Annotated in this window: 22 protein-coding genes; 5 read left to right on the top strand and 17 right to left on the bottom strand. The window is 67.1% G+C overall.

Annotated elements, in window-relative coordinates; translation table 11 throughout:
- Position 1: 1 nt before the first annotated feature.
- From NA11_RS03800 to NA11_RS03730, 15 genes are all read right to left on the bottom strand, one after another.
- A complete protein-coding gene (locus NA11_RS03800) occupies positions 2–751 on the bottom strand; it encodes an ABC transporter ATP-binding protein (protein WP_174567653.1) in 750 nt (249 codons plus the stop codon).
- A gap of 145 nt (positions 752–896) precedes the next feature.
- Complete coding sequence (locus tag NA11_RS03795) at positions 897–2,486, bottom strand: thiamine pyrophosphate-binding protein (RefSeq protein WP_167837557.1); 1,590 nt, start codon at positions 2,484–2,486, stop codon at positions 897–899.
- Between the two features lie 11 nt (positions 2,487–2,497).
- The gene (locus NA11_RS03790) at positions 2,498–2,950 is read right to left on the bottom strand and encodes a MaoC/PaaZ C-terminal domain-containing protein (protein ID WP_069160317.1); all 453 of its coding nucleotides are present in this window, start codon (positions 2,948–2,950) and stop codon (positions 2,498–2,500) included.
- Positions 2,947–3,564 carry a hypothetical protein gene (locus tag NA11_RS03785; protein ID WP_069160316.1) on the bottom strand — a complete coding sequence of 206 codons (618 nt, stop codon included), beginning with the start codon at positions 3,562–3,564 and terminating at the stop codon, positions 2,947–2,949. The genes NA11_RS03790 and NA11_RS03785 overlap by 4 nt, the downstream gene beginning before the upstream one ends.
- A 3-nt stretch (positions 3,565–3,567) precedes the next feature.
- Complete coding sequence (locus NA11_RS03780) at positions 3,568–4,173, bottom strand: hypothetical protein (protein WP_141717387.1); 606 nt, start codon at positions 4,171–4,173, stop codon at positions 3,568–3,570.
- Positions 4,170–4,430, bottom strand: a complete 261-nt coding sequence (locus NA11_RS03775) for an acyl carrier protein (RefSeq protein ID WP_069160314.1) — start codon at positions 4,428–4,430, stop codon at positions 4,170–4,172. Before NA11_RS03775 ends, NA11_RS03780 begins: the two co-directional genes overlap by 4 nt.
- 14 nt (positions 4,431–4,444) lie before the next feature.
- Entirely contained in the window at positions 4,445–5,467 is a 1,023-nt protein-coding gene (locus NA11_RS03770) for a beta-ketoacyl synthase N-terminal-like domain-containing protein (protein WP_069160313.1), read from the bottom strand.
- Complete coding sequence (locus tag NA11_RS03765) at positions 5,449–6,807, bottom strand: AMP-binding protein (protein ID WP_084654068.1); 1,359 nt, start codon at positions 6,805–6,807, stop codon at positions 5,449–5,451. Before NA11_RS03765 ends, NA11_RS03770 begins: the two co-directional genes overlap by 19 nt.
- Complete coding sequence (locus NA11_RS03760; RefSeq protein WP_141717386.1) at positions 6,800–7,261, bottom strand: hypothetical protein; 462 nt, start codon at positions 7,259–7,261, stop codon at positions 6,800–6,802. The genes NA11_RS03765 and NA11_RS03760 overlap by 8 nt, the downstream gene beginning before the upstream one ends.
- A complete protein-coding gene (locus NA11_RS03755; RefSeq protein WP_069160310.1) occupies positions 7,248–8,516 on the bottom strand; it encodes an aldehyde dehydrogenase family protein in 1,269 nt (422 codons plus the stop codon). Before NA11_RS03755 ends, NA11_RS03760 begins: the two co-directional genes overlap by 14 nt.
- Positions 8,513–8,980 carry a hypothetical protein gene (locus NA11_RS45480; RefSeq protein WP_069160309.1) on the bottom strand — a complete coding sequence of 156 codons (468 nt, stop codon included), beginning with the start codon at positions 8,978–8,980 and terminating at the stop codon, positions 8,513–8,515. Before NA11_RS45480 ends, NA11_RS03755 begins: the two co-directional genes overlap by 4 nt.
- A 12-nt stretch (positions 8,981–8,992) precedes the next feature.
- On the bottom strand, positions 8,993–9,760 hold the full coding sequence (locus NA11_RS03745; protein WP_069160308.1) for an SDR family oxidoreductase: 768 nt from the start codon (positions 9,758–9,760) through the stop codon (positions 8,993–8,995).
- Positions 9,757–12,363, bottom strand: a complete 2,607-nt coding sequence (locus NA11_RS45475) for a class III lanthionine synthetase LanKC N-terminal domain-containing protein (RefSeq protein ID WP_069160307.1) — start codon at positions 12,361–12,363, stop codon at positions 9,757–9,759. Before NA11_RS45475 ends, NA11_RS03745 begins: the two co-directional genes overlap by 4 nt.
- A 7-nt stretch (positions 12,364–12,370) precedes the next feature.
- Entirely contained in the window at positions 12,371–12,928 is a 558-nt protein-coding gene (locus tag NA11_RS03735) for a flavoprotein (protein WP_069160306.1), read from the bottom strand.
- A 528-nt stretch (positions 12,929–13,456) separates the two neighbouring features.
- Complete coding sequence (locus NA11_RS03730; protein ID WP_141717385.1) at positions 13,457–14,680, bottom strand: ParB/RepB/Spo0J family partition protein; 1,224 nt, start codon at positions 14,678–14,680, stop codon at positions 13,457–13,459.
- A gap of 228 nt (positions 14,681–14,908) precedes the next feature.
- On the opposite strand from NA11_RS03730, the gene NA11_RS03725 reads away from it, so the two are divergent.
- From NA11_RS03725 to NA11_RS03710, 4 genes are all read left to right on the top strand, one after another.
- Entirely contained in the window at positions 14,909–16,102 is a 1,194-nt protein-coding gene (locus NA11_RS03725; RefSeq protein WP_069160304.1) for a sensor histidine kinase, read from the top strand.
- 62 nt (positions 16,103–16,164) lie between these two features.
- Positions 16,165–17,760: an alpha/beta hydrolase gene (locus tag NA11_RS03720; RefSeq protein WP_069160303.1), complete on the top strand. Its 1,596-nt coding sequence runs from the start codon at positions 16,165–16,167 to the stop codon at positions 17,758–17,760.
- Positions 17,761–18,190: 430 nt separating this feature from the next.
- Entirely contained in the window at positions 18,191–19,246 is a 1,056-nt protein-coding gene (locus NA11_RS03715; RefSeq protein WP_069160302.1) for a hypothetical protein, read from the top strand.
- Between the two features lie 26 nt (positions 19,247–19,272).
- Positions 19,273–20,034, top strand: a complete 762-nt coding sequence (locus NA11_RS03710) for a class I SAM-dependent methyltransferase (protein WP_069160301.1) — start codon at positions 19,273–19,275, stop codon at positions 20,032–20,034.
- A 3-nt stretch (positions 20,035–20,037) separates the two neighbouring features.
- Here NA11_RS03710 and NA11_RS03705 read toward each other — a convergent pair whose 3' ends face one another.
- Positions 20,038–21,126, bottom strand: coding sequence for a ParB/RepB/Spo0J family partition protein (locus NA11_RS03705; RefSeq protein ID WP_167837556.1), 1,089 nt, complete (start codon positions 21,124–21,126; stop codon positions 20,038–20,040).
- 426 nt (positions 21,127–21,552) lie between these two features.
- Between NA11_RS03705 and NA11_RS03700 the strand changes: the two genes are divergently transcribed.
- Positions 21,553–22,125, top strand: coding sequence for a hypothetical protein (locus NA11_RS03700; RefSeq protein WP_069160299.1), 573 nt, complete (start codon positions 21,553–21,555; stop codon positions 22,123–22,125).
- Here NA11_RS03700 and NA11_RS03695 read toward each other — a convergent pair.
- Positions 22,122–23,255, bottom strand: a complete 1,134-nt coding sequence (locus tag NA11_RS03695; protein WP_218023235.1) for a lactonase family protein — start codon at positions 23,253–23,255, stop codon at positions 22,122–22,124. The genes NA11_RS03700 and NA11_RS03695 overlap by 4 nt on opposite strands.
- Positions 23,256–23,322 lie beyond the last annotated feature (67 nt).

The following is a 23,322-nucleotide window of genomic DNA, read 5'->3' as shown; positions in this document are numbered from 1 at the left end:
GTCACACCGCCACCCGGTTCTCCGAGTACGCGACAACCTCTTTCACGGTGGCGCCGACCAGGTCGTGCTGGATGCGGCCGTCGCGAATGAGCAGCACCCGGTCGGCGAACTCGACGAACTGCGGGTCGTGGGTCACCGCGACGATGGAGATGCCGCGCTCATCGACGATGCGACGCAACAGTTCTCGGATGCGGGCCGCGTTGTGCGAGTCGAGCGCGCCGGTCGGCTCGTCGGCGAAGATGACATCGGGTTCGGAGACCAGCGCCCGCGCGACCGCCACCCGCTGCTGGGTGCCGCCGGACAGTTCGTCGGGCAGCATCGACAGGTACCTGGTGATCCCCAGGTCTTCGCACAGTGCGCCGAGCTTCTGCTGGTCGACCTTCTTCCCTGCGGCGCGGGCAGGAAGCAGGATGTTGCCGCGCGCCGACAGCGAGTCGAGCAGGCCGTACTCCTGGAAGACGAAGCCGAAGTGTTCGAGCCGCATCCTTGACAGGTCGCGGTCGGACTGCTGGTAGATATCGCGCTCGCCGTAGTGGACCGTGCCGCTGGTCGGCGTCAGCAGCCCGCTCAGGCAGGAGACCATGGTCGTCTTCCCCGAGCCCGAGGGGCCCATGACCACGGTGAACGATCCTGCACCGATGTCTAGATCGACCGCGTCGAGCGCGACGACCGCCGCGTCCTTCTTGCCGAACGATTTGGTGACTGCTCGCAATCGCAACACCGGAGCCGAGGGATCTGTCGAGAGCTGCACAGCACCAAATCCTTTCGTTCGCCAAACCACCCCGAAGAACGCCGAACCGCGTTTCGTACTCCGATTATGGTGGTCGTCTGCCCGTCGCCCGTCGTCCTCCTTTATGACTACATCCGGGACGAGAGGACGACATCCGCCGGTGAGCTCAGTGAATTCCGGTCGGCGGGAACGGCGGACGGTCGGCGAGTCGCACCACCACCAGGCGCGGGCCGCTGCCTGCCAGCGCGGTGGTGAGCGTTTTGGGAAGTAAGTCCGGATCCGCCACCGCGGCGGTGCTGAAGCCCGCCTCTCTGGCCAGCGCGGTGATCGCCTCGGCCGCATCGAAATCGACGATCGTCGTGTCGTCCCTGGACAGGGCGGGCCAGCCGAATCCGCCGTTGTCCAGGCAGATGTAGCAGATGTCCGCGCGCGCCCGTCCGGCGGCGACGATGGTCGGCAGATTGGTGAGGAAGGCGCCGTCGCCACCGACCGCGACGACCCTGCGTCCGTCGAGGGCGGCGCCGAGTGCAGCGCCGAGGCCGAAGCCGAGCGGGGTCTGCTCGCTCGGCACCAACGGCCGCACGCCGGGCGGAAGGGTGAAGCAGGGCGCGTAGTACCCCCACAGGTCGGCCAGCCCGTTCTCCTGCGCGAGCACCTCTACGCGCTGTCCGGGCAGCACCTCGCCGAGCGTGTTCCAGAAGCCGACCGTTCCGGACCCGTCCGCGGTGCGCAGCGGTCGCCACGGCTGCCACCACGGCGGCGCGCTGCTCGGTGCGCCCGCGAAAGCGGCGGCCAGGCGCAGGAATACACCGGCGTCGCAGACCACCGGATACTGTGCGGGCACCGCGCGATCGAAAACGGACGAATCGGTATCGACGTGCACCAGCATCGGCCGTCCCGGCTCGTCCCAGCCCATCAGCGCGGTCTCCTCGAGCTGGCTGCCGAGCACAACGACCGCGTCGGCCACGGCCAGTGCCGCGCGCGATTCCTCAGGCAAATACAGACCGGCCAGTCCGCCGAATCGCGGATGGTCCTCAGGAAAGACACCGCGACCGGAGGCGGTGACGAGGCACAACGCATTCCAAGCCGCGGCAAGCGGCACACCGTGCGCGACAACGTCCTCGGCGCGAGTGCCGCCGCCGAACAGCAGCACCGGGCGCCGCGCCGCGCGCAACGCCTCGAACACCGGCGCCATGGTCTCGGCGGACTGTGCCGGTGGCATCGGCGCCGCCACCGGGATGTCCTGCGTGGCATCGGGCAGCACGCCATCGGCAAGATCAGGGGAAATCAACAGGTGCACCGGGCCGCGGCGACCGTGCTCGGCCAGATACTGGGCGCGGGCCACCGCCCATGCCAACTCGGCGGTAGTCGCCACCCGGTGCGTCCACACGAACAGGCCGTCGCTCAGTGCCGCGACCGGAAACTCCTGGAAGCCACCGCGACCGATCACCGCGTCCCGGTTGGTCGTACTGATCACCAGCAGCGGTGTCCGCGAGGCGTAGGCCTCCGAGATGCCGATCAACGCGTTGAGCAGATTGGGCCCTGCCGCGGTCGCGAGCACCGCCGCCCGATCGTTGAGCCGAGACCAGCCCACCGCGGCATACGCGGCCGTGCGCTGGTCCTGCATCGCGGCGAACGTCGCGCCCGCCGCGCGCGCGGCATCGATGATGTCCGGATCGTCACCCGGCACACCGGCATACAGCCGGGACCCGGAGCGTTCCAACAGACGCACGATCTCGTTCCAGATCCCGTTCACCGCAAGTCCTTTCACTCTATGAATCGAACGCGGAGCACCCCGGCGGCGCACACCCGCGGCCGTTCGGTGTCGAGCCACATCGTCACGTCGCACCGCACGTCGACCCGGCCTGGCCCCGGCTTCGCGTCGATCACCTTGGCTTCCAAACAGATTGCGGTGCCGACCGGCACCGGTGCGGCGAAACTCAGCCGGTCGAAGCCGAGGTTGATCACCCGATCGCAGTCGGGGACATCGATCGTCTCTTCGATCATGGCCGGTATCAGCGCGGCCACCAGCATGCCGTGCGCGAGGGTGCCGCCGAGTTCCGCGCCGGCCCGCTCCGGGTCGGTGTGGATCCACTGCATGTCCTCGGTGATGGCGCCGAACGCCGAAACCCGTTCCTGGGTCAGCTCGATCGAGCGCGACCGCCGGGCCGGGCGGCCGATCTGATCGAACAGCACGGACATGACCTCGACTGCAGTCATCGCTGCGCTCCTATCTCGTCGAGCACCCGTTCCCGCACCGACCGCCAGTGCGTGTCGGTGAATTCACTCGCGCCAGGCACCTGATATCCCACCTCGGCGAACTCCGCCTCGGTCAGCGTGCCGACCACCCGTGGCCCCAGCTTCGAGCCGTCCGCGACGCAGTCGGCAAGCAACGCTTCCGGCCGCACCGCGTTGTGCACGAAGATCCGGACGGTGTTCGGATTGTGCACGGCGGCAGTCATTTCGAAGCCGCGGCGATTGTCGAAGTGATACAGATAGCGCAGCAGCACGAGCATCGCGTCCATGCCGACACCGTTGCCCCACGCCGCGTCGCCCGCCAGCACCACGCCGATGTGCATCCGCGCCGGATCGGCCAATCGGCAGTCGTAGATGCCGATCGGCCGCTGCCCCGGCGCGGTGTCGCGGCGATAGATGTAGCCGAGCAGGCGATCCGACGCCTGCGCCATGTCGTCGAGGCTCCTGGCGTCGACCGGCGCGACCGCCGACCCGGCGACCAACCGCTGCGCCGCAGACTCGAAGACATGGCTCAGCATCTTGGACGGATCGACCCCGTTGCTCTCCTCCAACCGAGTCCACCTGCCGAGCAACGTCACCGTCTACTCCGTCTCGGCCAGGTGCTCGCGAATCGCCTCGCGCAACCGGCGCGCGGTGCGGGCGTAGCTCCGCTCCGATTCGGCGGCACCGTTTTCGACCGCTTGCAGCCGACGAAGCAGCGGTCCGGTGATCGACCACACCAGGCCGTCCCAGTACCGTCCCTCGGCGAAGAAGCGATCCTGCACCAAACCCTCACAGCGGAAATACTCCGACGCCATGGCGTATTCGAGCAGTAGCCGGTTGTAGACGCCGAACCAGATTTCGAGGCGATGCACCTCGGTGCTGTTCAACAGGTAGCGCACGAACTCGTCGAGCGCCGCCTCGACACCGGCCGATTCCAGGGCGGCGTCATCGGCACTGTGCAGGACGACCTCGAAAACCCCTGGCGTTTGCAGACGTTGGGCCCGCACGACGCCGAGCCCGTCCTCGCCACCGCTGATCACGAAGGCAACGGCCGACTGCTCGATCGCCGCAGCGGCGTCGCGATCGCGCAACCACTGCGGGCCTGCGGTCGACACCGCAGAGAGCGGATTGCCGCTGATCAGCCGGGCCGCACGCGTCGAATCCTCCTGCGTGAGCACCGGTTCCAGCGCGAGGAACTTCATCATTGGTGCACCGGGTCCTTGCTGTTGACCAGGTCGAGCAGATCACCGGCGGTCTTCGCGCCGATCACCTCCTCCTCGCTCAGCGACACCGAGTACGCCGACTGCAGCCGCAGCACCAGTTCGAGCATGCCGAGGGAGTCGAGTTCGAGGTCGTCGACGATCGAATCCTCGGCGGCCACCGTCGGCGGCTCGTCCAGGTCGTTGATCCGCTCGATCTCGGCGGCGACGATGTCGAAGAATTCCTTCTCGTTGGCAGGCATAGCAATCATTCCCTTCATATCTGAACCAGAATCGAGCACGATGTCCCGCCGAACCCGAAGGAGTTGACGATCCCTGCTTTCGGTCCGGCGTTCTCGACGGTGCGGCCGTGCGCGACGACCTGCGCACCGACGGCCTCGATCGGATCGAGGCAATGCTGGGTACCGAAGATCCGGCCACCCCGCAGCGTCTCGAAAGCGACCATGGCCGAGGCCAATCCGGCCGAATGCACCGAATGGCCCACCTCGCCCTTGCAGGACGAGACGTACAGCTCGGTGTCGAGCGAGCGACCGAGCGCCGCCACCGCATCGAGTTCGATTCGATCGCCGTGCTTGGTGCCGGTGGCATGCGCGGAGACGAACTGGGGCGTGACCCCGGCCTGTCGCGCCGCGCTCTGCATGCACCACAGCTGGCTGTCGAGATCGGATTGGGCGCCGAGGCCGAGCGTTTGCACACCGATGCCGCTGATCACCAAGCGGTCCGTGCGGTTCGGCGCGGCCGCGCCCAGAATGACTGCGCCGACAAAGAATCCGAGCGCCGTGCCGTCGGCGCTGGCGTCGAAGGGTCGGCAATGGTCGAGGTCGGTCAGCGCGCCTGCGCTGGCGAACGCGGCCTCCTCGATGAAACCCGGTGCGGTGGCGCCGAGCACGAGGGCGTGGTCGAAACGGCCGCTCTGGATCAGCGAGGTGCCGACCGCCAGCGCCAACCCCGCCGACGCGCAGGCGTGCGAGATGATCAGCCGGTCGTTCGGCAACGCGGCAAGACGTGGATGGGTCCGCGTCGGCGTCGGCGCGTACTCCTCGATATTGGACGGGAAGTAGACACCGGCGGTTTGGGCCGCCTCCACGATGACCAGCCGGGAGCCGAGCACCTCGGGATTGCGGTCGAGCAACACATCGACGCAGTGCGCGAGCACCTCGGCCCTGGACAACCGCGCGGTCTGCGCGTCGGCGAGGTGCGGGCCGGGATCGAAGGCCGACGCGGTCTCGTATCCGGCGGCACGATGCGCGCCGAGATAATCTACGACAGTTGCGTGCATGGCATCTCCATCGATCCGTTCAGATGAGCCGCCACTTGGGCCGAGAGCCTGCGGCGATCCACTTTCCCCGCCGCCGTCAGCGGCACGTCGGCGTGCCGCATCAGCAGGATGTCGCGCGCCTTGAACTGCACAGGGAACGCTCTGGCGTCCGCGACGATCGACCGCGCCAGTTCCGCGTCGTCGCCTGCGTCGACCGCGTCGGTGATCGCCACCAACACCACTCGCCGCCGTCCGTTGTTCGACGGATCCACCTGCAGCACAGCCACTTCGGGCGCCGTGCGGTCGGTGCCGCGCACCTGCTGCTCCAGCACGCTGGAATGCAGCTTCGCGCCCTGGCTGATCAGCATCGCGTCCAGCCGGCCGTGCACGGCGAGCAGGCCGGACGGGTCGAGGGTGCCGATGTCCTTGGTGCGCAGCCAGCCGCCGTCGGTCAGATCCGGATTCGGGATCAGCTGTCGCTGCTCGGCAGACCAGACCTGGTCGGCGACACTCGCACTGCGGACCTGGATCTCGTCGTCGACGATCCTGACCTCGGTGCCGACCAACGGGATTCCGACATGTCGCGGCGAGTAGTGCGCGCCGATCGAGATCGCGACGTTGGGCCCGGCCTCGGTCAACCCGTAGCCGTTGTGCAGCGGGGCGCCCGCGTCCTCGAAGAAGTCGAGCAGATCGTGCGCGACCACCTCGCCACCGACGCCGCGAACGGTCAACGCCCGCACAGCATCCGCGAGATCGGCGTCGCTGCGCATGGCCTGCGCCAGGTAGCGCCACACGCCGGGCAGCGTGTCGAGGCTGTCGCACCGGCGCGCGATGAGCATCGCCAGCAGATCGCTGACTGAGGTCGCGTCGCAGGTCCGGAATTCGGTGCCGTATTCGAGGGCGAGGTTGAACACGCTGAACCCGTACGAACTTCCCATGCCGAGAGCCGTCGCGTAGCGGGTGGTCTCCGTGGTGCCGAGACGTTCGGTCGTGGCAGTTGCCTGGTACGCCAACGCTTCCGGTGACCAGGCGACGTACCGGCCGAGGCCGCTGGTGCCGGAGGTGGTCGCCAGGACGGGGGGTACCTGTGCGCCCGTCGGGCACGTCACCACGGTGAGGTCGCCGATCGTCCGATACGTGTCGAAGGCCTTGGCCTGCTGGTGCGGTGCGCCGAGGATGAACGGAACGCCGAGTTCCCGTGCGATCAGGTAGGCGTAGGCGTAGGCGCGCGGTTGCGCGGGCGCAAGCAGGGCGTGCTGTCCGGCAACGAGAACCGAAGCCAGTTCTCGGCGTAGCGATTCCATTTTCGAGGTGGACAGCGGCACCCCGTTGATCACGGGCAGCGTACGGCGCTCAGTCATGGCGGAAGCTCCCCAGCGTCACGGTGGCTCCCGCGTTGTCCGGCGCGGACAATTCGGCCTCGAGCAGCACGCAGCGCGGCTCGCCGGTGCCGATCGCCAGCCCGGTCAGCACCACGAGCGCAACCTCGCGTTCGCACGAGACGGCAAGGGCCGCACCGCGCCAGCCGCGCTTGGTGCTGGTGCCGAATACTCGGCAGCCGTCCGCGTTCAACACCTCGGTAGGCAGCGTCGGCCGCTGCTCGCGCTCGGCGGCCGCGTACATCGCGGCAGCCCAGTCGATTACCTGCGGGGAGCAGAAAAGGATGTTGGCGGCGTTCTTTTCGGCCTCCGGCACGTCCAGCGTCTCGAGGTACTTGGCGAGAATCCGGCCGATCTGCGTGTTCCATCGCAGAAAGTCCATGGTGTCGACGGTCTCGGTGCGGACCTGCCCGAGTACCGGCTCATCGCTGCGCATCGACGCCTCCACGTTCGGCCGCATAGCGGGCCAGCTCGGCCGACAGCAGCAGCGGCCGTGCCACCGGCTCGCGCCCGACACCCGCCGAAATCGTGCCATTGCTGCCGAATCCGCCGAACGGCTCGTGCCCGTTCTCGAACTCGAAGGCGGTGCGGGCACCGGTATTTCGCGCACTGCCGACCCGGTCGACGCCGACCAGCTCCGCGACGCCGAACACACTCAGGTACATCCCGTACGGCTCGGTTTCCGGCGCGTCGAGGAAGTCGACGACCTGGTCGAGGTGGTCGTAAACGACCACATTGAAGATCGGGCCGAACAGTTCGGGGACCGAGCGGGCGATCTCGGGCAGCCGCCGGACCGCGACACCGATCGGGCAATGCCGGTCGTCGGCGCTGATCTCGCCGGTCCACACCAGCGCGGATTCCAGCGTGTCCAGCTCCGCGACGGCGCGATCGTAGGTGGTCATGTCCGCCAGCGGCGCGCTGATCAGCCCCGGCGTGGTACCGGTCGACACGACCGGGATCGTGGCGAGCCGCCGCACCAGCGCGGGGACGAACTCCTCGGCCACCGCCGCGTCGACGAAAATGGCGTCGGGGCACAGGCAGTCCTGCCCGTTGTTGTACAGCCGGGCGGCGACCGTGGCCTCGACGGCGTTGGTCAGCTCGGGCCCGGACAGGTCGCGGCCGATCACGATCGGGTTGATGCCGGTGCCGAACCCGAGGAAAAGCCCACTTGCGCATTCCTTGTCAACCGCGCGGCCGTTCTCCGGCTTGCCGCTGAAGACAACGACGCTGCCCTGCGAGATCTCGGCGAAGGTGGCCTGCGAATAGGTGCGCATCCGGTCGCCGACATCGATCGGACCGTCGGACAGGATCGCGGCGAGCTCGAGGTAGGCGGACTTCACCCGAGAAGCCGGACGGGCCAGCACATTTCCACAGAACAACGACGGCAGTGCGACGAAAAGCGCCAAGCTGTACAGCAGATTGTTCGCGGGCAGGAACACTCGCAGCTGGGTTTCGGGGTCGGCCTGCCGGTACGCGGCGTACTCGACGCCCGCGGTGTTCAGCAGGTCGATCGAATCGGCGATCTCGGTGTCGACGCTGTCGATGGTGGCGATCGGGGTCAGCACGTCCCGGATCTGGTCGCGCCGGCAATCGATGAGTGCGGCGGTGCTGCACGCGATTTCGATGATCCGGTCGATATCGGCGCGCCGTGCGCCGTCGTTGCGTAGCGGTGGTGTCGACAAACTCGTCATCGGGGACTCCCGCATGGCAGCGCGCAATCGCCGAACCGCACGGTCACCCGGTCGGCCGTGTCGAGCACCGTGCCCTTCTTGTTCGTGTATTTGACCGCGCTGACCTCGGCAGTCCCCTGCGCGTCCCGCAGATACCGCAGCACACTGCGGGCGCCGCGGCCAGCGGGTTCCCATCGCTGATCGTCGACAGAAGAGCGGATGGTGACCACGTAGTCGGATTCGGCGTCGATTCCGGTGATCGGGCACGCCCAATCGACCCGGCCACACGCCTCGGCGAACGACGCGGCGCCGAGGCCACGCAGCACCACCTCCTGCGCCCGTGCCGAGAGAGCCGAATCACCGCCCGGCGTCGAACTGTTGGTGTTCTTGCCGAGGTTCGCGATGTCGCCGCAACCGGCAAGCGCGGCACCGGCCAACGCGATTACCACGCCGCGGGTCGCGACACGATACATGGTGTCGTACATGTGCACTCCTTCCTACCGATCGGACTCGGTTGTCGTACCGGCTGTTTCGATGGCCGCACCGACGTGGTCGACGTAGCTGCCCGGCGGCCGTTCGGCGGTGATCGCGAGCTCGACCTGCCGCGCGATGGTCTGCACCGTCGGCAGCGGCACTCCCGACCGCAGCGCCACCTGGCGGCGGTCCGCGGAGGCGGCGGGTTCGCGCAGATCCATCAGCATGGCCGCCGGGGTGCCTTCGACCATGTCGCTGACGACGGTGGTCAGCGCGAGAGCGGAACTGTGTGTCCGCCACCACTGTTCGATCAGCTGCTCGCCGCGGTGCTTGCTCTGCGCGATGGCGAAGTAGCTGTCGAATTCCTCGATGGTTCCGAAGAAGTGCGATTGCACGCTGGTCAGATAGACGATGGCTGAGCCGGGCCGCAGCAGCGGCGCGAACGATTCGAGGACAGCAACCTGTGCCTCGCCGTTCACCAGAGCGGCGTATCCGGGTGGCGCGTCGCGCTCCATTCCGCCGGAGGCATTCAGCACGAGTGCGTCTACTCGGCAACCGGTTTCGGCCACGGTCGCGGCGAAGGCGGACAGCGCGCGAGAGTCGGTGATATCGGCCCGATGGCCGTACACGGCGGCGTCGGGGTATCGCTGCCGCAACCTGCTCAGCATCGTCTCGGCCCGGCGCTGTGCCTGCCGATAGCAGAAGTGCACCTCGAATCCGGCCGCTGCCAGCCGCATACAGATCTCGGCGCCGATGCCGCGCGAGCCACCGGTCACCACCGCGACGCTCATTGCCACTCCCCCTGGCAGATTCCCGGCAGCCAGGACTGCGCGCGCCCCTGCCAGAACGACAGCACCGCGAGCACGCCTGCTCCGCCGGTCGCGAAGTCGGCGGAGGCGCGGGCCGACAGTTGGCCTGGCACATGGAATCCGCGGGCGCCTGCGCCGGAGAACGCGGCGATGCTGGCGGCGATCTGCTCGTTGCACCGGTCGAGGTAGGCGGCGTCGAACCAGTCCGTCCGTTCCCGGAGCACCGCGTTGGCGGCGAGACCGCCCGCCAGGCCGATGTACAGGCCTGGCTGCACGCCGACCCGGCTGCACGCCGCACGTTGCAGCGCGAGGCGGGTGTCCGCGCCCGGATCCCATGCGTCGCCGAGTTCGGCTGCGGCGATCAACAATCCGGCGTTGCCACGGTCCAGATAGCTCAGCATCCTGATCTGGCCGTCCCAGTGATACAGCAGCGGCTCGCCCGCGTCGTGCGACACGTATGTCGCCAGCTCCGTGTCCATCGCGACGCGGGCGGTCTCGAGGTAGCTCGGCTTCGCCAGCACGGCATCGGCGCGGAACAGCGCGAGCGCGGCGCCGGACAGACCGTTCAGCAAGCCGGTCACCGCGGTGTCCGACCCGAGCTGCGCGCGGACGCGGTGTTCCAGTTCATCGGCGGCCCGTTCGAGCCAGTCGGTGCCGATTTCGGTGCCGCCGTGCGCCCGCCACCACAGCGCGAGCAACACCTGCCCGGCCAGACCACCGCGCAGGTGCCACGGTGCCGCGGACAGCTCGGTGGTTTCCAGGAACCGCACCATCAGCCGGGTGGCCAGTTCGTCGGCGCCGAGTTCGGCACTGACGATGATGTTGCCCGCCCAGCCGTCGAGCAGGCCGTTGCCGAGCGCACCGAACTGCTCGAAGTTCTTCTCCAGCCAGGTGAGATAGCCTGCCGCGACGTGGTCGGGCACCGCGCCGATGCGCGACAGCGCCCATACCGCGCCCGCCGGACCGTGACCGATGCCGAAGCGGGCGAACTCGCCGAATCCGGCCGGGCTGCACGGAATCGGATAGCGGCTGTCGAAATCGAAGCTTTGCCTGAGGTTCTCGGCCACCAAGTCGGCGTAGCGGGCGAAGGTGTCCTCGGGTGTGACCACCGGGGACGACCCCCACCCGCCGCTCGCCGTGGCGCTGTCGGCTACGCAGAGCCGGCGGCGCATCTCGGCGCGCCATGCGGTATCCAGGTGAAAGGTGTTGGCGGCGAAGTCGATCAGCGTCGCCATCCCCTCGGTGATGTAGGTGGTGAGCGGCACCATCGGCACGTACAGGTAGAGCTCGGTGGCGGCGAGCGCGAACTCGTCCGCGCTCCGCCCGCCCGATCCGGGCCGGACGAATCCCTGTGCGCCGACGAACAATGCCGCCGTATCGGTATCGCGGGTGGCGGCCTCGAGATCGATGAGCCGCAGCTCGCCGTCCGGCTCGACGATCACGTTCGCGGGATGCAGGTCGACCAGGATCACGCCCGCCTCGTGCGCCGCGGCGACCAGGCGCGCCAGCTGCGCGATCCGCCGGGTCACCGATTCGGCGAAGGAGCGCGCGAGCTCGACCGGCACCGGATGTTCCGGCCGTCCCTGGATCAGCGCCGGATTACGCGCCGCCGACCACTCCTGCAGGGTCGATCCCGGCGCGTATCGGTAGGCGAGAAAGTCGCTGTCCCCCTGGGTGAAATAGTCGAGCACCTCCGGCGTGACCCCGGTGTGCGCCAGCGCCCGCATGCTGTCGCGCTGGGCGCCGAGTCGATCCACCGCGCTGCGCAGCCCGGCGTCGAAGCCGGTGAAATGCCGTGCTTCCTTGAGGATTACGGGGTCGCCGGTGTCAATGTGCTTGGCCCGGTAGACACCACCGGTGTTGGACATGTGCAGGGCGCTGACCACGGTGTACACCGGGCGCGGCCGCTCTGCACCCGCCGCGCTCGGCGTGGCGTCGACCGTCGCGGGACGCTCGGCGAAGGGCGGGGTATACGGACGCACCCCGCGCCGATCAGGCACCAGCGCACCCGTCTCGTCCGCCAGGGCCAGCACGGGCTCACCCGCGGCGTCACGGCCGTAGCGCGCCGTGAACGCGCCGTATCTGGTGTGCACGATCGAGTCACCGAGGCGGTAGTCGCCGAGCACCCGTGGCCCGCGGTGGTCACCGAACAGCCGCAGCAGCTCGCCGAACAGCTCGTCCAGATCGGTGTCCGCGTCCGGATAGATGACCGCGATCTTCCCCGAGGCTTCGCGCGGCGCGTACTTCCCGTTGAGCGCCCACGTATATTCGTGCCTGGCAGGGTGTTTGAACGCCAGCCCACGATCGAAGCACAGCCGCGCGGTCGCGGCGATCACCGCAGCGACATCGGGCAGCGCAGGCGCCAGGTGCACTTTCCAGCCCTGGGGCGCGAGCTCGTGTCCGAGCGGTGCGACAACCGTCCACGGCCCGCGACTGGTGGCCCCCCAATTGTCTGGCAGCTCATAGCATTCGATCGCGCCGTGCGGAATCGCGGCCAGGTGCGGATGCCGGACGGCGTCGAGCCGCCACTGCTCCAGCGGAGCGAAATACTCAGGGTCGGCCAGGGTTTCGAGATAGAACTTCATCGCGAACTCACGCCACCCTTCGGGCCGGATCGGCGTCGATGATCGGGAACACATCCCAGATCGGCGGGGCCACCGCCGCGTTCTCCGCTACGCTTGCGCTCGGCCGCGCCACCGGGTCGACGACCACCGTGCCCGGCCGTTCGCGCAAGGTGTCCAGCAGGGCGAGCACCGCCGGATTACGATCGGCGCCGGGTGGCAGATTGGGTGCGAGGACGATGCGCGCCGCGGTGGACTGCACGGCGCTCAACATCGGGGTGGACGCGTCGACGGCGGCAATGCGCGACAACGTGTTCAGCGTCGCGGGATAGACCAGCAGCACGTCGTGGTCGGCCAGCCAGGTGTGTGGTGCGAACGACTCGGCGCAGAGCACGGGATCGTCCCAGCTATCGATCGCGACCGGCGTGCCCGACAACGCGTGAATGCTGTGGGCGCTGACGAACTTCGTCGCCTGCCTGGAAAGCACGACGCGGACGGTGTCGTCGGCGCGATTCGCCTTCATCCAATTGATCCATACCGGCAGAAAGCAGCTGTTCAGCGTTCCCGTCGAAAACAAGATGATCCGCATCGGACAGCCGCTACCTTCCAGAATCACGTCAATGCAAATGTGCGGAGAATAAAAATGCCCGGCCGTTGCGGCCGGGCCGGTGTTCATGTGCCGAAACACATGAACACCGAAGCCTCAGACCTGAATCAGCAGCCGTTGGACGAGATGGAAGCAACCAGCTCCGCAGCGCCCGAGGTGGCGTCGATGTCGTGCAGGTCGGCGATGTTGGTGACGTCGATCATGATGATCTCCTTGTTTCTTTTGGTTGCGAAGCGGCATTTCCCGCCTCGCTCAAATTTCTATCAGAGCCATTCCGAATGCGGCAATGGAGCGATGGGACGAATTGGCGAAAACGATTTCAACAAACTCTCGCGTACCCGGATTCTTGCCACTAATGGCATTCGTGTGCATTGCCGAATAAACCGCAGGTCATCAGCAATAAGACAGGCCACCGCGGCCGGGGCGCGCGATGCGCGAACCTTCCGGCGCTACCAAGAAATTGGGGGCACCGCCGTCGCTGGCGATGCCCCCTTTACGAGCGGCGCTGAGCTATCCGGTTCGATTGATATCCGAATCCGGTTGTGCGCGATCGAGCCCGCCGTCCAGCCTGCTCGCCAACTCCTGCCAGCTTCTGGCATTAGCCCTTGCCAATTTGGCCAATGCATCGCGCGTGTGCTGCGGCGCAGTCGCCGCGAGTTCTTGCAGCGCATGAATATCCGTGAATGATCCAGCTAGGCGGCGCAGCAGCACCCTGCCCCGGTCGTTGAATCTGAGCGCCGGGTCATTACGCAACGCACGAAGGATCGCCTCTTGCGTCGAGGTCACCGTCGCAGGCGGAACCCTGCGCGGCAGCCCCACCGGTTCCGGACCGCCACGCAGTCGTTGCACGGGCGGCTCGACCGCCTGCCTCGGCACACCGTCACTCGGCCCGGACAACTGGTCGCGGACCTTTTTTGCCGTACCGACGGATATCCCTGCCTCTTTGGATATCTCCCGCAGCGAGGCCGCCGGGTTGTTCTTGATGATCTCGGCGGCGACCCCCCGGCCCTCCGAGACCGTCAAACGGTGCACCTTGCCGTCCCGCCCCACCCGAGTGTTCAGGCGGGCATTTTCCCCACCTGCACGCCGCCGCTCCGCGCCAACGGTCTTGTGCGACAACCCGATAACGCCGGCAATCAGCCGATCCGACCACTGCGGATGCGAGTAAACCAGCCTGCGCGCCGCCGCTTTGCGTTCCGCGAGTGTGAGCGGAAGTCCGTGTGCCACATTGGCTTGCACCGCGAGCGCGAAAGCATCATCATCGGATCCGTCGAAGTATTTGACCGCGATCGTCGGTCGCCCGAGTGCGATCGCCGCGCGTAATCGGTGCGCGCCGTCGATGACGCGCATGGTGGCGCGATGGACGATAATGGCGGGAAGCTCGGACTCGGTCTCGATGAGCACCCGCACATGGTCGGCGCTCGTTCGGTCGGCGCCGGTGCCCGCCGTGAAACGCGGCGAATGACCATAGGCGATCAATTCGACGCGAACTTGTTCCACGGGAATCGACGACCCGCTGGCAAGCCATTCGTGCAAAGGGGATTTTTCACCCCCGCCTGGCAACGTAGTTTCACGGCCGTCACTATGCGTCATCATCCCACCTGTCCCCAGTTGAACTCGATCGACGCCGACGTGACGAGCGGAAACCCCCTTCATCACTCCCGACATCAGGTCGGCGGTAATGTCAACGTTATTTCCACGGGGAAGTAAAACAGCGCCTTTCAGAAATGTCAACGCTTCACTTAGTAGGCAGCTGCCGGCACTTCTGCGTTCGCAATTCCCACACCCCGACTACCGCCAGGTGTTATCCTAACCAGTTCTCTCGAGTCCCCTCTGGTCATAATCCTGCTTCTTTCCGAGAATTTAACGCCGGGGGGTCCTCCGGTATGTCCCCCATCGGGTCGATCCGCCTCCTACTTTCGGCGGACCCTTCGCCGCCGCACCGTGTGCTGTCATGACCGAGTGAGCTACTTGTCGACGTTGTCGGCGACGACACGGGACGCGCTGATCGCGGTCTTCGTGTTCGCGGTAGGCATGCTGCTGTACCTCGCCGGCCTCGACACGATCACCGACTCCCCGAAACCCGCACTCCTGGTGCGGATGCTGCTGCTCGTCGTCATGTGCCTGGCAACCTTCCTGCGACGCAGGCTCCCTGTCCCGATGCTGCTGTTCGGAATCGGCCCACTGGCCATCGATTTCGCGCTCGGACCCTCCGTCCCGATCTGGCTGCTGTTCTCCGATCTCATCTATGCGGCGGTGCTGTACGCGCACGGCAACCTGCCGCGACTGGTGACGACCAGCTGCGCGACGCTCGCCGCGGCCGCGGTACTCGCGACGCTGATCGTCACCGGCGACTGGCGCAGCACCGTGCTGGCCGCCGCGCTCGCGGTCGCCTTCGTCGCGACACCCATCTGGTGGGCGACCACCGTCTACTCGCACAAGGCGATTGCCGACGCCGAACGCATCAGGGCACAGGCGATGAGCCTGGTTGCCGAGCTGGATCTGCGCGCAGCGGTGACCGAGGAGCGCAAGACCATGGCGCGGGATCTGCACGATGTGATCGCCGGTCACCTGTCGGCGATCGCCATCCAATCCGAGGCGACCCTCGGCGTGCTTGCCCGCCGCAGCACCGACACACCGATGGCGGGTGTCATCGGCTCGATCAGGTCCGAGAGCGTCAACGCGCTGCAGGAGATGCGCACGATGATCGGCCTGCTCAGCAGTGATGACGGCCCGACCGACGATCTCACCGCGCCACCGCGACTCGCCCAGCTGCCCCTGCTCGTCGACGCGGCCCGCGCCGCCGGGATCACGGTCCGCGTGCACACCACGATCGACGACGCCGAACTGCCGAGCGCGGTCGATCAGGCGGCCTATCGCATCGTCCAGGAGGCGCTGACCAATGCGATGAAACACGCGCCGGGACAGCCGATCGACATCGACATGCACACGGAGGCAACCACGCTGGCCATCTCCGTGCAGAATCCGGCGGGCCTGGTCGGCAACCTGGCCGCACAACCGACCGGCAAGCAGCGCGGACTCGTCACGATGCGGGAACGCGCGACGGCACTCGGCGGCACCATCTCGGCCGGACCCGACGCGGGCGGCTGGCGGGTGGTGGCCAGGCTGCCGCTCACCGCGGCACAGGTGGGATGACATTCGGCTGTGGTCACAAAGGAGGACGACTGCACGAAGCCGGGCGGCACACGATAGGCAGTATGCATATCTGGAGGTTCGTCGTACTCGCCGCGGTCGCCGCGACGGTGTCCGCGCTGGCCGGATGTTCGCACTCGACCGGACTCGGCGCCCGGCCGTCGACTCCGATGGCGGCGCGGCTCGTCGCACAGGCCGACGCGGTCCCGACGCCGACCCTGACGTGGACGCCATGCCAGGAACCCGAGCTGCACCGATATCAATGCGCGACGACGGAGGTGCCCGTCGACTATGCACAGCCGAACGGGGCCAAGCTCGAGCTCGCGGTGATCCGGCAGCTCGCCGGCGATCCCGCCACCCGCATCGGCACGCTGTTCGCCGCGGCAGGCGGGCCGGGCGACTCCGGCTTCGGCTGGGCGGCCAGCGGTGAGCTGTTCCCCGGCGAGGTGAGCCGCCGCTTCGACGTCGTCACCTTCGACCAGCGCGGCGTCGGCCGCAGCGCCCAGATCCGTTGCTTCGCCGATCCCGTTGAACAGCAACAGTTCTGGCAGGGCACCGCGATTCCACCCGCGAACAAGGAGCAGGAACGCGCGGACGAGCGCAGCAGCCGCGAACACGCGGCGGGCTGCGCGACCCACGGCGCCGGGCTGGTCGGGCATCTCACCACCGTCGACGCGGCGCGCGACCTCGATCTGCTGCGCCGAGCGGTCGGCGAATCGAAACTCACCTATCAGGGTGGCTCCTACGCCAGCTACCTCGGCGCGGTGTACGGCGCACTGTTCGGCGACCGGGTCCGCGCGCTTCAGCTCACCTCGATGATCGATCCCGAGGCCTACACCAGCGACACCCGCAGTGTCATCGCGGACACCGCGGTCGGCACCCAGGAAGTGCTCGGCGAGTTCCTCCGGCTGTGTGCGCAGACAGGCGGCGCGCGCTGTGCGTTCGCGGGCGGACCGGTGCCTGCCACCGAGGCCGACCTCCGGTCACGCGATGACGCATTGCTTACGCGTTCCCGTCGAGGTCCGATCATGGTCGGGACGGGCGACGGGGCGGTGTCGCTGACCTACGACGAGATCGTGCAGGCGCACGCCACGCTGCTCTACGACCCTGAGCAGGGTTGGCCGCGCCTGGCCCGTGTGCTCGCCGAACTGGAGCGCGGCGCCGCGGGTGACGCGGACGTCGTACGAGAAGTGTTGCGCGCCAGCACGATGACTCCCGGTTATCTCGACTCCTACACCGCGATCTCGTGCGCGGACAACACCTTCGCACGCCACCCCGAGTCGTGGCCGAGCCTGGCCGAGGAGGTCGCCGAGGTCGCGCCGGTGTACGGACCGTTCTGGTTGTACATGCGGCAGCCGTGTGCCTCCTGGGCCGCGCCGAAAGATGGTTACCCGCAACGGTATTCCGGGCCGTGGGGGTTGCGGTCGGAAGTACCGGCGCTGTTGTTCAACAATCGATTCGATCCGGCGACGCCGGTGACCGCCGCGTATCGAGCGGAGCGGACACTGCGCAACGCCCACCTGGTCGTCGTCACCGATGGCTACGGACACCAGCCCTCGGGCGCTTGCGTCACGGCCTTGCAGGAGCACTATCTCATCGACCTGGAGCTGCCCGCCCGTGGCACCGCCTGCACCGCCGATCGGCCGCCGTTCGCCAGGTGACCCGTGGCGAATTCGCTGGGCACCACTCCCACACGACGCTTGCCCACCGAAAAGATCGTGGCCGAGGGAACCGCAATAGCAATGAATTGTGACCACGCCGTGCATCGGATGTAGTGGCCACCATTTTCGGCTAGTTCCTCTCGGAAACAAACAATTACCCGTGCCGAAGCACGAACGTAACGAACTAAATCCACTGCCGCAGCGGCAGACCGGCAAGATATCGGACATCCTCGGATCCCGGCGTGCACTGCGGTTTCGCTCAGTGTTCACCTGGTAACTTTTCGCAACCGAACGCGATTTCGAAGAAAGTCTGACACTATAGGGGCCGAGGACACCGGCCACCATCGTAGTTCCGCGGGTGGGATAGTCCTTGCGCACGAGCGCAATTCGATGATATCGGCGGCTACCGCTCTTGGGGGTGAGATCTGGTATGAGTGTTCCGGCAGACGGGTCGTTGCTCTTCTCCCCGCAGCCGCTGGAGTCCCTCGCCGAAGCCGCCATGCTCAGCATGGCCGATGTGGTTTTCCTGTCGAAATTGCCGGCCAGCACGCTCTCGAGATTGTGGCGCAACGAGTTCTGGCTCGATCGTGTTTCGGGTGCGACGCTGCAGCAGCTGATCGCGGTGCTGCCCGGGTTGTCGGATTACGTCACCCGGCGCAGCTATGGATCGCGCCTCGGCAGCATTCTGCGCGAGTGCGACGATGTCGGACTGGAGGTCTCGAACGGACGGGTCGGCTCGCTGCTGACCGACAGCCGCTCGGCCCAGCACGTCGCGACCACGCTCGCCGCCGCGTCGAGCATGATGCGGCTCGACCCGCACGAAACCGTGCTCAACCTGGCCCGATGTTGGGGCGTCAGCCAGGATTTGGCGTTGAACGCGTTGTTCGCGGAGGAACCGCGCGGGCTGCTCGCGGACACCGCGCCGCTGATCGAGAAGGGCCTGCAGCTGATCGACGTCCTCGACGGCGGCACCAACTCACTGCATACGACGGTCGGCTACGGGATCCTCGTGCACAAGCTGACCAAACTGACCGGCGCGGTCCCCGCCGACACCACGCCGCATGCACGCGAACGCAATTCGGCGTTCGCCTATCGGAGCGGCATTGTCGGCGTACTGCTCCAAGCCGGTGATACCGATACGTCGATCGCCTACGCACGCAGCCTGGACAACAATGTGCTGTTGCGGCGCAACGAATTGTGGTCGATGGCTTCTTATTATGCCGATATGCCGCGCTCCCCCGATTTCTCGTTACCGGCGCGGGGAAGTTTGCAGAATACCGCGGCCGAAGTGGCCAAGGATATCTGCTGCAGCAACGAAGCGTATCTGCATTATCTCGTCACGTCGGCGATACCCGTACTGCGCGAGCACGATCCGCTGTTTGCCTCGGATGTGCTGGCCCGTGCGCTGAGCGATCGCCTGGAGCAGGCGGTACTGGACAAGCGTGTGCTTGCGGCGAGTACTAAGCTACTGACATCCATGTTGTAGCAACAACCGCAGAACATGAGGTCGGGATGTTGGGTGACGAGCGCGTATCTTCCGCCTATGCACGCAATGCGCAGTTCTGGATCGACATCGTGCGCGGCGAGCTGGACGAGTATCAAATACGCGTCACCGATCCCGCATTGCTGGATATCGTCGGCGACTGTACCGGGCTGGAAATCCTCGACGCGGGCTGCGGGGAAGGCTATCTCGCCAGAGAGCTCGTCAAGCGCAACGCCGCCTTCGTGCACGGCGTCGACTCGTGCGCGGAATTCATCGAGGCGGCACAGACGCATCCCGATGCCAGGCTCGACGTGACGGCCTTCCATTACGGCGACGTGGCGGCCCTGCCGCTGGCGGACAACAGCGTCGATCTGGTGATCGCGAACCGCTTGCCCAACGGTATCGCGCAGCCGGGCAAGCGTTTCCACGAATTCGCCAGGGTGCTGCGCCCGACCGGACGGCTGATCCTGCTCGGCATGCATCCGTGCTTCTATGCGGCGCGCGCCGAACGCGACGGTGACGACGCCGCCGCGCTGTCGATGGACGCCTATTTCGGCGTGCGCACCGTCGAGCAGAAGTTCGATGTCGCCGGGCGAGTGTCACCGGTCGCCTCGGTCCAGCAGTTCTATTCGCTCGAGGCCTATATTCGGATGATCACCGAGGCCGGGTTCGTCATCACCGACCTCCGCGAACCGCACCCGACGGCGCAGCAGCGCACCGAAGATCCGTGGTGGAACGAGAATTTCCGCCGACCGCTCTTCATGCTGCTCGACTGCGCCCCACGGGCGTAGTTCTTACTCCGCGTTCTCGCTCGGCACGGGCTGGCTCTCCAGCTTGTCGGCGAGCTCGTGCCATGACCTGGCGTTGGCGCGGGCGAGCCTGGCGAGCGTATCGACGCAATGGCCGGGAGCTTCGGTGGTCAGCTGACCCCAGGTCCGGATATCCATGATCGAGGAGGCCAGCTGACGCAGCAGCGTCCTGCCCTTGTCGTTGAAGCGCAGCGCGGGATCGTTGCGCAGGCTGCGCAGAATCAGTTCCTGTACCGGAGCAGCGGTCGACCGTCCGACACGGTCGGTCAGCTCGCCGAGCTCGCCGATCTTTGCCGTCGCGCCGCCGCCGAGCACGGCCGCGGCGTCCTCGGCGTCATCCGGCACGTGCCGGATCGGGGTGAAGGAGGCAGGCTTCCCCGCCTGCTGACATCGGGAGTCGGGCGCCTCGGCCCGAGAAAGGCGATCGCGCACGTCTTTTGCCGTCCCCAGCGAGATGCCCGCCTGCTTCGAGATCTCCCGCAGCGACGCGTCCGGCCTGCTCTTGATCATCTCCGCGGCGATGCCACGCCCCTCGGAAACCTCGCGCCGATAGACCTTCCCGTCCCGGCCGACCCGGGTGTTCACCTGGGAACTTTCCCCGGCTGAACGACGCCGCTCGGCGCCGACGGTCTTGTGCGACAGCCCGGTGATGCCCGCGATCAGCCGGTCCGACCACTGCGGATGCGAAGCAACCAGCCGCCGGGCCGCCGCCTTGCGCTCGGCCAGCGACAGCGGCAGGCCGTGTGCGACGTTCGCCTGCACGGCGAGCACGAACGCGTCTTCTTCGCTGCCGTCGAAGTATCTGACCTCGATCGTCTCGTGCCCGAGCGCCACCGCCGCCGCCAGCCGGTGCGCGCCGTCGACGACCTGCATTGTGGTGCGGTGCACGATGATTGCGGGCAGCGGCGTCGGCGCCTCGGTGAGCAATCGGACGTGCTCGTCCTTGGTACTGATTCGTGGCGAATAGCCCGGCGCGATCAAGGCAACCGCGACGCGCTCCACCGGAATCGACGACATCCGGGAAAGCCATTCGTGCGCACGCGATACCTCGTGATCCCCTCGCGAATACGTCACATCGACACGATTATCAAGAGCCATTATCTGTTCTCTCCAGTCGACGAAGGCGCCGCGCCGCGGCTACTCGACATCAGTGCCCGCGAGGTGGCGTCTACTCAGCTTTGAACCGATACAATCCAGCTCCGCGCGATAACCAGAGCCGGGACCCTCGAGATCCTCGTCGCCGTTACGCCCTCCCCAATCGAAGCGTGATCGAACATAGCTAGAGACTGGTCCAGAGCATTGGCCGCGACCACCACTCTTGCACCCGTGAGAGGGATCTTGCGAACGCCACTGTGGCCGCGCTACATTGAATTCTTCTGCCGGGGATCAGGATTATCCCGCATCTCGCAATCCGGGTTCACCCCTACATCCGCGGTATGACCGGCAATTAGTGCTGCAGCGGGATGCCGTGTGGGACAACCGATTTCTATCGTCGGAACCATGCTCAACGCCGAAACCACCTCCCCCGCTCCCGTCACCGCACGCACGCCGAAATTGCTTCGTGGAGTGACACTTTCGATCGCCGCAGCCGCCACGCTCGGCCTGCTCGCAGTGTCCACCGGCCAGGCGACCGCCGAGCCGAGCACCGACTGCCTCTGGGCAGGCGCTCCGCATGCGCAAGGGACGACCGTCGTCGCGGGCGGACGAGTCTTCACCTGCACGATCGGCGGTCGGGGCACCCCGCAATGGGTCCTCGGCGTTGCCGCCAACACCCCGAGCACTGTCGCCAATCCCGGCGCTGCCACCCGACCCGCAGGCGCGTTCAGTCTCGGCGCACAGCAGCCAGGCACGGAGTACAACGACTACTGCGTCGGCACCCAGCTTGTCGGTGGCAGCGAGGCGGTGTACGAGGTGGTCGCCGATGCGACCGGCGCACTGCGGTGGAAGGCGGCGGGACCGATCTCCCAGTGGGCCTTCGACCCGGGCACCGGACCGGTGCCGACCACCCGATCAGCCAGCCTCTGCCTGCCCGACCAGGTGCTCTGGCCCGAATTGCACACCGGGCAGGCCTAACCGAACAGCACGCAGGTGGCCGCCGCGGTCTCGAGCGCGGTCGATGGTCCGGCGGGCAGCCCGGTCGCCGGGTCGATGGCCAGGCAGGTCACCGAGTTCGACTTCTGGTTGGCCGCATACAGCCGTCGACCGTCCGGGCTCAGCCGCAGATCACGGGGGAACTTGCCGCCGCACGGCGTAGTGCCGAGCGGCACCAGGAAATCGCCAGCCACCGCGAAGGTCGCGACATTGTCGTGGCCGCGGTTGGCGAGGTAGAGGAATCGACCGTCCCGCGACACCACCGGCGCTGAGGGATAGTTGCGTTCACCGCCGGTGAGTTGATCGGCCGGAATCGAAACGCCAGGACGTAGTTCGCCCCGATCTGCGCGCCAATCACACACTGTGACGGTGGAATTCAGCTCATTGGCGACGAAGACCCGGCGGCCGTCGGGGTGGTAGACCAGGTGCCGCGGTCCGCTGCCCGGTGTCATCGCGACCTGCGCGTGCTGGTTCAGTTTGCCGTCGGTCAACCGGTAGACGTAGACCGAATCGACGCCGAGGTCGACCGCGAGCACCCAGCCGCCGGAGGGATCGATCAGCACCTGGTGCGCATGCGGTTCGGACTGCCGCTCGGGATCCGGTCCGGCGCCGGAATGGTGGACGACATCGGTCACCGCGCCGAGCCTGCCGCCGTCGACCGCAAGCACGCTGACGCTGCCCGAGGTGTAGTTCGCGGTCAGCACGTAGCGGCCGTCCGGGGTGACACACAGGTGGGTTGGTCCATCACCTTGCACCGCAACGGTATTCAGCACGGCGGGCTGGCCACGCAAGTCGATCGCGGTGACGGTGCCCGCGCCGGAGCCCTCGTTCACCGCGTACAGGAAGCGACCGTCGGGCGAGAGCGCCAGGTAGGACGGATCTGCTGTGCCCACAATGCTTTCCACGGCCAGCCGGCCGGTGGCCGCCTCGACGCCGACCACCCCGATGCCGGATCCGCCTGCACCGCTGGAGGTATAGCAGCCGACGAACGCCCGCTCCCCCGGCGCCGCGCCCGCCATCGCGGGTCGCACCATGCTGCCCGCCATCGCGACCCCGGCCGCGCCGCCGAGCAATCCGAGCATGCGCCGCCGTCCGAGCTCACCTTCGCGCACCAGCTTCTCCTTCCGTCCGCAGTGATCTCTCTGCGATCGGGAAAGGATGACCCAAGTCACACGTGTT

It is taken from the genome of Nocardia altamirensis NBRC 108246, from assembly GCF_001612685.1.
GTDB classification, from domain to species: Bacteria; Actinomycetota; Actinomycetes; order Mycobacteriales; family Mycobacteriaceae; genus Nocardia; species Nocardia altamirensis.
The sequence above is the reverse complement of the archived record's forward strand: the minus strand, read 5'-3'. Positions and strand labels throughout refer to the sequence as shown.